We start from the raw sequence: 16,228 nt of genomic DNA on the forward strand, positions 1-16,228 counted from the left end.
CTATTTTTGGGACCAATATATTGATAATAGCACTGAATCAATCTTTAAAATAAGCTTTAGTTTTTCACTTCATTTTCAGTAAAAAAAACTTCCCTTCCATGCTCTAAAATCAAGTCCTTTCCTTTAAATTCAATAATCCCTTTTTGACGAATGTCTGTGGAGGAAGCGCCAATTTTGAATTCGTATTTTCCTGCTTCAACAATCCATTTTTCATTTTTATACTGCACCAATTGTTGCGGAGATACATGAAATATTACAGTTTTCTCTTCGCCTGCTTTTAAAGCCACACGCTCAAAACCCTTTAATTGTATCGGTTTTTGGGTTGATGCTTTATCCACTGGCGAAACATACAATTGCACAATTTCGTCCCCAGCACGTTCTCCTGTGTTTTTAACATTTACAGCAATGGCAAAACGATCATCGGTAATCTTAACAGCTGATTTTATTTTAAATTTCGAATATTCATAGTTTGTGTATGACAGTCCGTAACCAAATGGATATTGTACCAAAGAAGCCTCTTCGTACCCATTTTTATAATTAATTTCGTCACGAGATTCGGTACGAGGATAGGTCACACATAATTTAGCTGATGGATTTACATTTCCAACCAAAATATCAGCCAATGCGTTCCCGCCTTCTTCCCCTGGAAACCAAGCTTGAACGATGGCAGCACATTTGTCTTCAAATTTGCTTACCAGTTGTTGACGACCACCAAACATAACCAAAATCACAGGCTTACCCGTAGCAATTAATTTTTCAACAAACGCTTCCTGCTCACCTGGTAAACGAATTCCTTTTCGTTCCCTTCCTTCGCCACATAAATACAAGTTTTCGCCCATAGCCGCAATAATCACATCGCTTTCTGTCGCTATTTTTAAGGCATTTTGTAAATCCGGCTGCGGAAGTCCTTTGATGCTTAATAATTTTAACTTGCTCAAACGATCATCACCTAAACCACTATTATCAATTTTTGATTCTAATGCCGCACTCCAATCACAACCTCTTTCATGAAAAATTTGAACATCTTTTGCTACTTTATTCTCTAACCCTTCTTTTAATGTAATTAACTTAGGATTGGTAGGATCAAACGCTGTACTGTGCCAAAAAGAAATCATAGACTGATAGGTATAATCTCCTAACAAGCATTGATAAGTAGCCGCATTAGGCCCTAGTAATGCAATTTTCTTGACTCCTTTTTTCAAAGGTAAAACACCATTGTTTTTTAACAGTACAATAGATTGAGCCGCAGTTTCATAAGCCAATTTTCTATTGGCAGGCGGATCAAAATCTAATGTCCCTTCGGTTCCAATGATGGGATTTTCATCTAATAAACCTAACTTGGCTTTCATGATAAGCGCTCTTTTTACAGCTTGATTGATAGTTTCTATTGAAACTTCACCGTTTTTAAGCGCTTCAGGTAATAAAGGATAAGCAATAGGAGAAGAAAGTTCAATATCAACTCCAGCATTAATGGCCATAGCTCCTGCCACCATTTCAGATGGTGCTTGCTTGTATCCTTTATACGTTTTGGAAACCGCAAAATAATCACTCACTACCAATCCATCAAAACCTATTTCTTTGCGTAACATTTGGTCAAGCATAATCGGACTTGCTACTACCGGCAAAGCTTTGTATTTACCATAAGAAGGCATAACGCTCTTGGCACCTGCTATTTTGATACAGGCTTCATGTGGCATTAAATATTCTTCGTATAATTCTTTTTCACTATTGTTAAAAGTACCATAACCCGCAAAATGTTTGACCGTTGCCGCAACACCAGTTTTAAAATCATCTCCTTGCAAGCCTTTTACAAAGGCAACCCCCATTTTTGAAGTCAAATAGGCATCTTCACCATAACTTTCTTCTAATCTGTTCCAATGGGCTGTTCTACTTAAATCTAACATGGGCGATAAAGCAAAAGTCGCTCCCGCAGCACGCATGGTTCGAGCCGTTGATGCTGAATTATTTTGAACTATATCTGGGTTCCAAGAACAACCCACACCTATCTGTTGCGGAAAGGTGGTGGCTCCTTGTGTAGCAAAACCCGTAATGGCTTCTTCATGAAATATTGCGGGGATTTTAGTCTTGGTTTCTGTCATTAAATAATGCTGTACCTCACGAACCAAATCCCTTAATTTTTCAGGTTCTAATGTTAATCCTGATGAAAATTGACAAAAATGACCTATTCCATACGGAATTTGTTCTCTACATTTTTGTAAAGAAACTTTTCCATCGACCATAATTTCTTTCAAACGAGTTCCAACAATTTGTGCTAATTTTTCCTCCATGGTCATTTTGCTCATGAGGGCTTCTACTTTAGCATCTATTTCGGGTGTTGAATAGGGAACTGTCTTTCGTGCCTGAGCATTTAGCAAAACACTAAAGCCGAAAGAGAATCCAATTAGCAATGTTTTAAAATTCATCACTTTATTTTATAGGTGTGTATTTGTCTCCTACTATTTTTTTATATTGCTCAAAAAAACTGTTGACCAATTTAGGATTAGCAGCCGCTTGGTTGTTTTTTTGACCGATATCCGTTTTCAAATTATACAGCTGAAATTGGGTATCAATTCCTAATTCAGTGTGCGTTTGCTCGTTCATCGCTTTTCCTTTATAAGGTGGAATCATAATCCAGTCTCCCGTTCTGAAAGCTGTTTTAGAGCCTGCTTCGGTAACCAAGTTTTGACGGCCTTTTTTATCTTTTCCTAAAAAAGTATTAATTGTGTTCTGGCTATCACCCATACTCGCTTTTACTCCCAACATAGAAGCAAAAGAGGCCAATAAATCCATTTGACACACTAAAGCGTCTGATACTTGAGGCTTGATAGTTCCTTTCCAATACACCATAAATGGTACGCGTGTTCCTGCTTCAAACAAACTATATTTACCCCCACGCAATTTACCTGCTGGCGTATGCTTTCCTAATTTTTCAACAGCCTCATCATGGTAGCCATCGTCAAGAACAGGGCCATTATCACTTGAAAAAACAATTAACGTATTCTCTAAAATTCCTTCTTCTTTTAAAGTTTTCATGAATTCACCAATACACCAATCAGCTTCCAAAATAGCATCTCCACGAGGTCCCATTCCTGATTTACCTACAAAACGAGGATGTGGTGTGCGCGGTACATGCGGTTGTTGCAAAGCATAATACAAGAAAAATGGTTTGCTTTTGTGCTCGCGAACATAGTTTTTAGCTTTGATTAAAAAATGGTCTGCCATATCGGTATCTGTCCATTTTGCAGCTTCTCCACCCTTCATATAACCTATTCTCGGAATACCGTTTACAATACTTTGATTGTGACCGTGACTCCATTTCATCGTAGTTAATTCTGGATTGTCAACTCCTGTAGGTTGTCCCTCAAAGTTCTTTTTATAACTTACAAAAATAGGATCCTTAGGGTCTAGATTATCTACACGACCGTTATCAATATACACAGTAGGAACACGGTCTTGTGTGGCTGCCAAAATATACGATTCATCAAAACCTACCTCATTTGCTCCTGGAGAAATAGTTTTGTTCCAATCGGTTTCTCCCACTCCTAATCCTAAATGCCATTTACCTACTACGGCTGTTTGATAGCCCGCTCGCTTCAACATTTTTGGCAAAGTTTCTTGTTGGGTTGAAATAATCAATGGGGCTGAGCCTGGTAAAATCTTAGCATCGTCATTGCGCCACGGATACACTCCAGTCAATAATCCATAACGGCTAGGAGTACAAGTAGCAGAGGTAGCATAGCCATTGGTGAATTTAATTCCTCCCTTGGCCAATACATCCATATTAGGCGTTTTAATTTCAGTAGCGCCATACGAGCTCAAATCACCGTATCCTAAATCATCCAAATAGACAATCACAATATTTGGTTTTTTAGTATTCTTTTTTTGTGCCCAAATTGGAAAACTAATCATTCCCATTACCGACAAACAAATTGCTAGCTTTCTTAATTTCATCATTTACTTCTTTTTATTCTTAGTTGTTTTATTCTCTGTTACATTAATTATCAAGGTACTCATATCAATATCTTTAGGCTTAGCTACATTCAGTGGACGAATTTTTGCCATCAACGAATAGCCTTTGTTAACTTCAATTGGCTTATCCAATTTCAATTCATATTCTAAATGAGCATAACCGGCATAAGCAACCCACTTCGTTTCAGTGATTTTCTTTCCATCTGCATCTGATAATTTTAGAAAAATTTCACGGTCTTCGAGGGCTTTATAAGCCAACGGTATTTTTAAAACATTAGATGCTGGTAAATCAATAGTAGCTGAGTGGAAAAGGATGGTTTCATCAAAAAGTTTCACCGACGGGTCATGAATAGCATCTTTATTAGCATCAGTCACATCGACTAATTTATACCCACGTACCCAATCATAATAAACCACATTTTTAGTAGGGTCAGCCAATTCTTCATCTGTTGGCAATTCAATCCACGGAAAAGGATAGGTTTCGGATACTAAACGCATATGCATCGGTCTGTCAAAGGGTTTGTCGCTTATTTTATCATAAAACTTTTGATGTTTGGGTTCGCTATTGTTGTAATAATAACTAGCATTTTGCTCATCACGCCACCAACCACCATATACATGGAATCTAGCAGAAGAAACTTCAGGGTTATTAAAATTAACAGCTGCAGCGCGGTAATCGTGTTTTTCTTTGTTGCAATCCGTGTACCAATAGTGTGAATTGGAGTGCATACCATGGGCAAAATAACTACCACTAAAATTACCATCTCTCCCTATAGACTCATGAATATCCCATTCTAAACCATAATTATCACAGTCTTTAGCCCCTTTTTTAGTACCATTCGTTGAGAACCAAAAAGTAGTAGACATGGATGTAGCCGCCGCTTTCACTTTGGTTTCATAATACCCAAAAAGTACTGATTTCTTTGACACTACAGCACCGCCAGCTATGTTGTAAATCGACTCTTTTCCATACGCTTTAACAATGGTGTCTTTTTTCAGTTTCTCCCCTTTAATTTGAAGAAAACCATCTTTGACCGAAACTTGAGAAGACAAAAAGATACCAGGCTCTCTTCCTTTCCAAGTAGGATGATGGTCATACCATTTGGTGGTATCCAATTGCGTTCCGTTGAATTCATCTGAGAAATCAGGATTTACTACCCATCTTTTTCCTAAAGGAGGTTCTGGTGGCCCTGAAGATACGGTTTGAGAATATCCTGCCACTACATTACCAAATGCAACTAATCCCATTATTATTTTTGCAAGCTTTATCATATTTTTTCTATTCTATTTATAGTTAAAGTGATACTTGGAGTACTTCTTTATTTTTCTTTACCGCATCTATTTCGTAGAAACGTTTTATGTTTTTTCCTTCTCCTACCTCAATCGTATATTTACCCGATTGCATTACCTTAGGTTGGAACTGATTTCCTTTAATTCTCAAAGATAAAATCACTTCGCTGGTATAATAATTTCGTACTGTTACCACTTGATTGGCTTGATTTATTTTGATGATTGGTAATTCAAAACCGTCTTTTATTTTAAAATTATCCAGCTGCGAAAAAGTTACTGGCCAGCCATTATAAGGTTTACTTCCTGGTGCAAACATATCCACATTACGTTCCCAACATTCAAAAGTGGTTTCTCTTTTTTCCTTATTGAATTTAATGATTCCGTATCCAGCGGCTCTTCCTTTTAACAAATCTTCTCTTGGTGTATTGTCCTTATGCGTAGGATTTGCCACGGCGTGAACTGTCATTTTGTTATGGAAAGCATCTTCGTATTCCCCTGTATAATCTGGCATTCCTTTGATATGATTCTTTCCTTTTTCTTCAGGATTCCACCAACGCATCCAAAAATTGGCAGCAGCCGGTACTGCAAAAGAATAGCCTGCATTATTCCAGTCTTCAATACCATGTTGTACGACTGAACCTAGATGTTGGTCACCTGCTATCATACAGGAATAACTTTTTCTAATCACACTCAAAGCTTTGTTTCTCCCTGCTTGTGGCCAGCCATTGGAATCGGTACTGTATCCTTGTTTTTTATCAATTGTAGGTGAATGAGTAGCTAAATTCGTAAAGATGGTTTGTGACAAAACGGCTTTCATCTCGGCATCTTTCCACTTAGTAGTCCAGTCTTCCAGAAAATCTAGCTGTCTTTGGCCTAACAAACTTGCACCTTCAACGTTCATATCTCTAGTATCAGAATAGTGTTTTTTTTCTAAAACTCTTTTGGGTCCCGATTTGAATTTTCGATCTTCAATGATGGCAAAACTAATGCCTCCCCAAGTCATTTGGGTATAATAAACTCCTATTCCTTGCTCAATAGGTGTTGGGTCGTAAGGGTCTGGCAAATGGCTGGTTTGCGCTCTTTCAACTTCTTTTATATAGGAAACAGGCATATAATAACCGCCTTCGTCCCCATCGCGAGTGGCAGATTTTCTTCCGCCATCACCCCAAATATTTCCTTGACCCACATCATGATCATCAACCATACAAATAGTTGGTGTATTGCGAATGATGTCTCCAAAAGATTCTCCAAACTTTAACCAATATTTATAATGTTCGCTATGGTCATACGCCTGATCTCCTGAGAAGAATAGTACATCTGGTTTTAATTTTTTTAAATTATCTACAATATCAGTAGCAGGAATTTGCCCGCCATGTCTTTCATACAATGACCAACAGGAAAAAGCAGCCATTGTAATCTCCTTTTTATGGATTGGATTTTTTTGAATTGTTCCTTCATAAAAAGCTTTGTTATTGTGTACAACACGGTAAGTTGCCTCCTGAGAATCATCCCATTTTTCGATTCTGAAATGAGCAGTATATCCAGGATATTCAATTTCTGATTCCTGAACGGTTTCCCAATCTGCTCCTTTTTTTATTTGGAGTACCGCTCTAAAAGGTTCGTAATCCTTGATAGGATAAAACTGAGCCGTCAACTTTACAATGTTGTTATGCACCGTATAAAGTGCAAAACAAATTCGGTCACTAGGTGTTTGATTTCTGGTAATTTCCAGTACATTCTTTTTTTGTGCGAAAGAAAAATAGCTGAGAATAATAAAAACAAATACAATAATTTTTTTCATAACTAAAATGATTTTATCAACTGATATTGAAAACGAAAATAAGTGTAACCAAAACCCATTGCGTTTTGGCTACACTAATATAATCATAAGAACATTTAGTTCCTTTTTCTAAATGGTTCTACCTTATTTTATTTCTATTGCAATTGCATTACTTTTTAAACCTTTGGCAGTAACATTTACGGAGACATTGCTACCTTTTCGTAGGGATTGAATTAAGAGTAAAGCATGACCATTATGTGTCTCTACTGTATTCGTTTGATAATCCTGAATACTTTTATTCCAACCATTATCTACACCTAAAACTTTAACCTCTCCTTTTACATCAAAAGTCAGTTTTGCTTCAGAAGTAGTGACTTCATTTCCGTCCTTATCTACTAATTGCGCAATGACATGAGCCACATCATAACCATCGGCTTTTAACTGCGTTTGGTCAGTCGTCAAACGAATTTTAACAGGTTCCGAAGTCGTTTTTAATTCGGCTTTTACTTCAGCTCCATCAAATCCTGCTTTGGCTGTCAAGGTACCCGCTTGGTAAGGCACTGCCCAACGGAAAATACGATCCGGACATTCAGACATGCTTCTTACCCCTAACGAACGTCCGTTTAAGAACAATTCTACTTGTGCAAGATTAGAACTTACCTCTACAATTACCATTTCGCCTGGGGAATAATTCCAATGGAAATTGGCTCTGCTATTGTTCCATTTCAATTCTTTTTTTGAAGTCTGAATGAGTTTACCACTCAATTCATCCACTTTGAACTCCGAGTCTTTGACTAGTGTAGTTCCTATGGCGATATTAGGTGTGTTGACCCAAAGACTTTTAAAATAATTCCATCCTTGTTTTTTGAAGCCTGCAAAATCCAGTAGATCACCATCCCATCCTTTTTGTGGCCAATCATTATGTGCTTCACCTAAATAATCAATTCCCGTCCACATAAACATACTAAAGACACCTTGATTTTCTAACACTTGCTTCCAATCGTCCCAAGTTCCTGGACACTCATTAATAGTTACTTGTTTGGTAGGAAAATGTTTTTGTGCCCATGGAATGATGACATTTCTATAACTATAACCCGCAATATCCACCGCATCAGCATAGCCACTCACATGACTTACTTGTGGCAAAATCAAATTGGCCGTTGTAGGTCGGGTATCATCTAATTCTTTTACCCATTTGTTCAGTCTTTGCGCTGTTTCAGTCAAAATGTATTTGCCTTTGTCCCATCCGTCGTATCTTTTCTTCAACTCCTCTGGTGAATACATCGGCAAACTTCCCCAATAGTCTCCTGCATTTTGAGGGTTATTTTCATCTTTCCAAAAACCAGAAATATAACGGTAATGCAAATACGTCCATTCAATTTCGTTACCAATACTCCATTGTACCACACTTGGATGATTGCGGTCACGCAACAGCGTACGAGTCAAATCGCTTTTTCCCCATTTTTGAAAATGTTCCGTATAGCCACGAGTGATATAATCATCGTGTCTGTCATGGTAATTTTGTCTTTTATCTTTAGGCAAATCAAATTCGTCAAACAATTCATTTTGAACCAAGAACCCCATTTCGTCACAAAGGTTCAAGAATTCCTCTGAAAAAGGATTGTGCGAAGTTCTAATGGCATTAACGCCACATTCTTTTAACAAAGTCAATCGTCTGCGCCACACTCCTTCTGGCACTGCTGCTCCTACCAAACCTCCGTCATGATGAATACAAATTCCTTTCATATAGGTTGATTTTCCATTCAAAAAGAAACCTTCACCCGCCTTAAATTCAATTTTACGAATCCCGAATGGTGTTGTATATTGATCCACCACTTTTCCTTTTGAAGAAAGCGTTGTAATGGCTTTGTATCGAGTAGGCGTTTCTATATCCCAAAGCTTTGGATTTGCAACGGCAAAAAGTTGTGTAAACTCTGTGTTTGTATTTCCTTTTATTTTTAAAGAATTGTTTTGCTGTGCTACAACCGCTCCTTTTTCGTCGATGATTTTGGTAGCTAATTCAAAAGTATTCGAAGCCGAAAAGTCGTTTGCTACCTTTACTTTCAATTGTACTTTTGCTTTTTCTTTACTAACCTCTGGAGTGGTTACAAAAGTTCCCCAAACAGGAATGTGAAGTTTATTTGTCGTAATCAATTTGACATTTCTATAAATTCCGCTACCTGAATACCAGCGGTTGTCCGCATAACGCGAGTGATCTACGTGTACTGAAATTACGTTAGGACTTCCATCTTTTGTCAAAAAAGGTGTTAAATCAAAATAGGTAGGCGAATAACCATAAGGGTTTTCACCCAATAGTTTTCCGTTTAACCAAAATTTGGCATTATTGTACACCCCATCAAAAAGGATGTACACTTTTTTACCACTGTCGGATTTGGGAATCGAAAAATGTTTTTGGTACCAAGCTACTCCTCCATCTAAATAACCCGTTGCACCTTCTTTGGTTTTATCAAAAGAGAATTCGACACTCCAATCGTGTGGCAAACGAACCTCACGCCAATCGGCGTCATTTAGCGGAAGCTTTGTTGCGATTTTAGTATCTTTTTGCAATTGAAACTTCCAATCGAAATTAAAGTCTTGTTCTCTTTGTTCTTGTGCTACCATTGTCACATTAGCAAACAAGGCTAATAATAGCAAAAAGGCAATTCGTTTTGTTTTAATATTTTGCATCATTCTTAAATTACATTTTGAGGATTTCTTTTAATCCGAATTGAATATTACTGTTTTTATTTCACTCTATTTTAATTGCAATATTGCCGTCTGTGGTGTTGCCGCTCCTAGCCTTGTACTTAATGCTCCTGGCGATGCATTCCCTACCACAAGCTGGTAGTTTCCATTTCTCCAAACACTTTGTCCTTGCTCGTTAACCACTTTTAAATTATTGGGAGTAAGCTTGAAGTTGATGCTTTTCTTTTCTCCTTTTTTCAAACTTATACGTTCAAACGCTTTTAAACTCTTTAATGGTATTCCTCCACTCAGTTCCATTGGATTCACATATAATTGCACTACCTCATCGATATCGTAATTTCCTGTGTTAGCTACCTCAACCGTCACTGTCAAGGTTTGTTTTTCTTTTAAATTACTAGTACTCAACTTCAGATTCCTAAATTCGGTTTTAGAATAGGTTAACCCAAAACCAAAAGGATACATCGGCTCTTCAGTCATATATTTATATGTACGACCTTTCATAGAATAATCCTCATAAGCTGGTAATTGCGCCACATTCTTAGGAAAAGTAATAGGCAAATGTCCGCTAGGAGAGCTGTTTCCAAAAAGAATATCAGCTACGGCATTCCCGCCTTGTTCACCTGGGTACCAAATTTGAACAATCGCATCACATAGCTCTTCAATTCCTTCTAGCGAAACAGGACTTCCACTCGCAATTACAAGAACTAAGGGTTTCCCTTTTATCTTGCTAGCAATTTCTTTGACATAATCAATCTGGCTTTGAGGTAATTTCAAATCAACTTTATCGCCCACATTTTCAGCAGCAATAGCATCTACTTCTTCCCCTTCTCTATCGGCTGTTAATCCTACCACACAAATGGTTACATCTGATTCTCCTGCTTCAAAAGGTGCCCAATTTTTTGGATTGATATTTTTATGAAACGGCAAAACCCCACTTCGATAATTCAACGAAGCGCTAGGCGAAACCACATCGGCAACTCCTTCTAAAATAGTTACCATACCCGATGTTACGCCATAGTAACTTCCCATCAACATATCATTAGAATTAGCAAAAGGGCCTGTTACATACGGTATTTTGATGTCCTTGGACAAGGGTAAAATATTATTTTTATTTTTTAAGAGTACGATTGATTTTAGAGCTACTTCTTTAGACAACGCAATATGTTCTGGACTATGAATTTTTTCAATCCCAAAATTCAAATACGGATTATCCGTACCCTTTTCGTCAAACATTCCTAGTCTAAAGCGTGTTTTAAACAGTTGAACCGTACGGTCGTGAATCATTTTTTCTGTAATCAAACCTTGGTCTATGGCTTTTTTCAATTGACTATAAGTAGTCCCACATTCTAAATTTGTTCCGGAATTTAAAGCCACAGCAGCTGCCTCAACAGCAGTTTTCACATATTTTAGTTTGTTATAAACACCACTAACCGCTCCACAATCTGAAGTGACATAGCCATCAAATTTCCATTTATCTCTTAGGGTTTCTTTCAATAAAAAATCACTAGCACAAGCAGGTTTTCCATATACAGCATTGTAGGCTGCCATTACTCCTTCTACTTTTGCTTCTTTGACTAAGGCTTCAAAAGCAGGCAAATAGGTTTCGTACAAATCCTGTTTATTAGGCTCGGCATTAAACTCATGGCGAATATTTTCGGGTCCTGAATGTACCGCAAAATGTTTGGCACAGGCTGCCGATTTTAAGTATTTAGGATCATTTCCTTGCAGTCCTTTTACAAAAGCAACTCCAATTCTGGATGTTAAAAGCGGATCTTCTCCATAGGTTTCTTGCCCTCTACCCCAACGTGGATCTCTAAAAATATTGATATTAGGTGTCCAAAATGTCAATCCCGCATATTTGCTATGGTTGCCATTTTTTTGCGAAATTGCATATTTTGCACGAGCCTCAGTCGATATGGCCGATGCTACTCTTTCGGCTAATTGAGGGTCGAAAGTAGCTCCTAATGCAATCGCTTGAGGAAAGATGGTAGCCTTACCGTTTCTACCAATTCCGTGCAGGGCTTCGTTCCACCAATCGTAATCAGGCACTTTCAACCTTGGAATAGCGGCAGCTCCATTTTTCAATTGGTTAATTTTTTCCTCAATGGTCATTTGTGAGACAAGAATTTCAGCTCTTTTGTCAATCGGTAAATGATTGTTTTGAAAAGAAAAATCGACGTTTTGGGCAAAAGAGGCAGTCACTACCATAAAAGCAGTAAATCCTTTGTAAATAGATTGTCGGTTGATGTACATGGGTAATGGGTAAAATTTGTTTGTATAATTCTTAATTATCGTTTTATTGTTTCTGTTTCTTTATTCAAACGTTTTCTCAGCTTATCATTAAACTTTTAACTTTGTTTCCTATTCATTGACTTGTTAGCATTGAACTTTTCCCGATTATTCAAAGCAAAATACATCCTAAAAAAGGAGCATAATAATAGCGGTGTTACTCATTGAGAGTTTCATCGTTTTAATTTATTTTTTGGATATAAGTGTAATATACTCCGTATGATTCTTTTCCCTCAACAAAATCATTGACCAAAAGAGTTTTTCCTTTGTCTAAATGAACTTTAAAATTCACCTCTTCATCTGTGGGTAAAATTTCTTTTTCCAACATTTGGTTTGCAATAGAAATCCTTACTTTGGTTGGTTTAATTGTTTTGTATTCAAATAAATTTTTAGGGTTCTCTTTTGGGATTCCTAAAATTGTTCCCGGACATTCTTTCGGCCATCTTCTACAGCTTATTTGGTATTCCCCTGTTTTTGCAACTTCGAGAGCATGAGTATTGTTTCTGTTTTTGATTCCTTCCGCTACTTGCTCGCATTTCCAAATTCCAGCATCTTCACCAATGGCATGTTGAATAGTTAATTTTATTTCGTCTTGTATTTTACTTCCTATGGTGCTCATAGGAAGTTCAATGTATTCCGATTTTCTTTTGGCATTATCAACAAACTGTTTGTTCTCTCTTAATAGCAAAGCCACTATTTCAGGGTACTGACTGGCTAAGTTGTGCTGTTGCTTTGTGTCGTTATGAATATCATATAGCTCTTTTCCATTGATAAGACGCCACTGTTCTTTCATTACACAAGTTTCATCAATATCCATTGGTGGACGCCAATCTTGCCTATGATGCACGAAAACGGTACGCTCTTGTACTTTATCTTTTTTTTGCGTTAAAAGTGCGGAAAAATCAATCCCGTCCCAGTCCGCTTGTTTGGGCAATTTTAATTGACATAAACTAGCCAAAGTAGGAATCAAGTCAACATGCGCTGTTAAGGCTTCTACATCTTTTCCTCCTTCAATTTTACCATTAGACCAACGAATAAAGAAAGGAACTCTATGTCCTCCTTCATTTTTATCTCCTTTTACACCGCTAAAATTTTTGTTATATCCTAATTTTCCATTGCGACTATATCCACCACTAGTACCATTATCAGTCATATAAATGACTATGGTATTTTCAAGTAAATTTTTGTCCTTTAAAAATTGATTGAGTCTGCCAAAATTTTCGTCTAAATTGGCAATCATTCCGTAAAAATTAGCATTAACAATTGTATTTCCTTCCAAGTGTTTATACGGTGCGGCATACTTGGCTTCCACATTCCAAGGACTGTGCGGTGCATTAGTTGGCAAATAAATAAAGAAAGGTTTGTTTTTATTCGTATCGATAAATTTCATTGTTTCGTCAAACCAAACATCGGTGCAATAGCCTTTAAACTGTTTGGGTTCGTTGTTTACAAAATAAGTGTCATCAAAATAAGTATTTCCCCAATAATCGGATAGTTCACCTACTCCACCTGCTTTGTGTTGAATAGCTACGTCAAAACCGCTATCAGTAGGGCGACTCGGATAATTATCACCTAAATGCCATTTTCCTATTAATGCTGTTTTATACCCATTTTGTTTGAAAACATCGGCCATAGTAGTTGGATTACCCGATAAGGCATCGCGTCCTTTGTAAGTGGCCCAAACGCCGTTATTAATGGGATATTTACCCGTCATAATAGCGCTACGTGTAGGGGCGCAATAAGGACTCACATGAAAATCAGTCATTCGAACAGATTGCTTATAAAAGGCATCCAAATGGGGTGTTTTTAGCCATGGATTGCCCTGACATCCCAAATCTCCTATCCCTTGATCATCAGTCAAAATTAAGATTACATTGGGTTGCTTTTGAGCAAACATCACTGCTGAAATCAATACTAAAAAATGATATAAATATTTCATTCAAATTAATTTATAGTTTTAAAATGAGTATTTAAGCATTAGAAAACTTTTGAAACACGGGTTAATTTGCTTCAATAAAAAGTCCTCATTTAAATTCTCTTTTAAAAAAAATAGTAATAAGCAAAGACTTTATACACAACAGACCTATTTCAAATCTAATAGCATGTAAATTTCTTTGATTATTTTTTAATCTATTAGTAGCTTTGGTTAATAGAGTGCAAGATATGATTTTTTTTATTAGTTTTATATATGAAACAAGATTCATTATTGAATAATAATATTTTTTAACAAAATTCAAAAAACATTAAACCTTTAAAAAAGAAACAATAAAAAAACCATCATAAAATAACGTTATGATGGTTGATTGTGTTTAAAATAAATAGTATTATTTTTTTAGCTGTAATTTATAATCATGCGAGCCAGGAGCAAAATTACTAGTATAAATTGTAGTTCCATCAGCTTTATTTCCCCATCCTACTTCCACTCTATTATCACCTAATACTATATTTATTAGCTTTTCTTTCATTTCATTAGCTATTTTTTGGTATTTTTTATCAAAAGCTAAATTATTCACCTCATGAGGATCCTTTTTCATATCGTATAAGGCAGGATCCAACGCTTCATAACTGGCATTTAAAGCCCAGTCCATGTCTTTTCCTCGTTCTTTGGTTGGACGTGTTTGCATCGAAAAGACATAGTCTTTTGTTCTAATAAAAGCTCTAGGTCCAGTCACAGCATGACTTTCACCTACCACATAATCTCTTTTAGGAGCTTTATTGGCCACAACCGCAGCTAAATCCATACCGTCTAAGTACTTATAAGGTTCTGATTTGATATCAGCACCAGCCGCTGCCAAAATAGTGGGCGCCACATCTACAAACTCAGCATAATCCATTACCACTTTTCCTGCTGGAAATTTAGTTTTATCAGAAGAAACCACTACTATAGGGTTATGAGCATCTATGTCCCAAGGTGTAAATTTAGCAACCGCGCCATGGTCATTCAGTTTCCAACCGTGGTCACCGTTTATGTAAACAATCAACCAAGGTTTTTTTTGTTGTTCATTATAGGCGATAAACGCATCAACCGATTTTCCAATTAAATCGTCCCCATACGCACAGAAGGCAAAATAATCTTGGATCATCTTATGTTTATCGGCTTCAGAAAAATGATCACTGTATCCCGCTTCCACTTGCTTTTTCATTTGTTTCGCCATCGTTTTTAGTTCGCTTTCATCAAATTGAGGTACCTTATAGGTATGCTTTTGGAAACGCGCTCTATAATCTGCCGGAGGTAAGACAGGAGTATGCGGAAAATCAAATCCTATATAAAAAAACTGAGGTTTGGACGCATCTATTCCGTTAACCGTTTGAGAGCCCACAGTAAATTTTGGCTTTTGATTTTTAAGATAATCTTGAAAAATTGAAGCATAATAACCATCCTTTGTTTCACCTGCTTTGCGTGGACTTACCCCAGCCAAAATTTCCGATGCAAATGGGTCGTTAGTGGTTTCTTTTTTATTGTAATGTCTCAACAAATCATATTTTTTCATAGCCGCAGCAGCAGTTCCTTTATATTTTGGATCATAATTTTCTAAGTTTTTAGAAGCATACTCAAACTTTCCCTCAGGGGTTACAAAAAACTGTACATCTTGTATGGGTTTATCTAGTTTTATCCCATCCATTTCATACATCCAATCTTTACCCCAATCGGTATAACCGTCTTTATGTAAGGGTTTAAAATCAAAGTTGTTTTGGTATATTTCATGTGGTACTGCTCTACCATTTTTAAGTGTTTTGATACGCATACCCAATTTCCCAATACGAAACGTTTGATACCCTAAACTAGCTAATTGCTCTGGTAAGGTGGGTTTAAAATGTGCTGCTTTATTGTTGTAGTATTCAAATTCGTATACCCCTGAACGAAAAGGATACCTTCCTAGATGCAGAGACGCTCGCGAAGGAGCACAACCCTGAGCCTGACAATAGGTATTAACAAAAGTAGTTCCCATAGTTGTCAAACGATCAATATTAGGTGATTCAACATAACCCAGTTCACTCATTTCATTTCCGGTGAGCATTTTATTAAAAGAACGCACAGCATCATAACGATGATCGTCTGTCAATATCCATAATATATTAGGTTGCACTTTTTGAGCGAAACCCAAATTAGTAGTAGCATATAACGCTAACAAGCAACAATTTAAAATTCTTCTGATTTTCATAAAAAATAGATTAAAGGAATGATATTAATAG

Annotated in this window: 8 protein-coding genes; all 8 read right to left on the reverse strand. The window is 36.8% G+C overall.

Features of this window, described 5'->3' with window-relative positions:
* Positions 1 to 56: 56 nt before the first annotated feature.
* Positions 57 to 2,423: a glycoside hydrolase family 3 N-terminal domain-containing protein gene (locus tag SLW70_RS14330; RefSeq protein WP_320889299.1), complete on the reverse strand. Its 2,367-nt coding sequence runs from the start codon at positions 2,421 to 2,423 to the stop codon at positions 57 to 59.
* A gap of 4 nt (positions 2,424 to 2,427) precedes the next feature.
* Positions 2,428 to 3,915 (reverse strand): arylsulfatase, encoded by a 1,488-nt coding sequence (locus SLW70_RS14335; RefSeq protein WP_320891802.1) that lies wholly within the window; start codon positions 3,913 to 3,915, stop codon positions 2,428 to 2,430.
* 39 nt (positions 3,916 to 3,954) lie between these two features.
* Positions 3,955 to 5,241 (reverse strand): beta-porphyranase D, encoded by a 1,287-nt coding sequence (locus tag SLW70_RS14340; RefSeq protein WP_320889300.1) that lies wholly within the window; start codon positions 5,239 to 5,241, stop codon positions 3,955 to 3,957.
* Positions 5,242 to 5,263: 22 nt separating this feature from the next.
* Entirely contained in the window at positions 5,264 to 7,060 is a 1,797-nt protein-coding gene (locus SLW70_RS14345) for an alkaline phosphatase D family protein (protein WP_320889301.1), read from the reverse strand.
* 123 nt (positions 7,061 to 7,183) lie between these two features.
* Positions 7,184 to 9,730 (reverse strand): glycoside hydrolase family 2 TIM barrel-domain containing protein, encoded by a 2,547-nt coding sequence (locus SLW70_RS14350; protein WP_320889302.1) that lies wholly within the window; start codon positions 9,728 to 9,730, stop codon positions 7,184 to 7,186.
* 63 nt (positions 9,731 to 9,793) lie between these two features.
* On the reverse strand, positions 9,794 to 11,998 hold the full coding sequence (locus SLW70_RS14355; protein ID WP_320889303.1) for a glycoside hydrolase family 3 C-terminal domain-containing protein: 2,205 nt from the start codon (positions 11,996 to 11,998) through the stop codon (positions 9,794 to 9,796).
* A 217-nt stretch (positions 11,999 to 12,215) separates the two neighbouring features.
* Entirely contained in the window at positions 12,216 to 13,973 is a 1,758-nt protein-coding gene (locus SLW70_RS14360; RefSeq protein WP_320889305.1) for an arylsulfatase, read from the reverse strand.
* 385 nt (positions 13,974 to 14,358) lie between these two features.
* The gene (locus tag SLW70_RS14365; protein WP_320889307.1) at positions 14,359 to 16,197 is read right to left on the reverse strand and encodes a sulfatase-like hydrolase/transferase; all 1,839 of its coding nucleotides are present in this window, start codon (positions 16,195 to 16,197) and stop codon (positions 14,359 to 14,361) included.
* Positions 16,198 to 16,228: the final 31 nt, after the last annotated feature.

Source organism: Flavobacterium sp. NG2 (assembly GCF_034119845.1).
In the GTDB taxonomy this organism is placed as follows: Bacteria; Bacteroidota; Bacteroidia; order Flavobacteriales; family Flavobacteriaceae; genus Flavobacterium.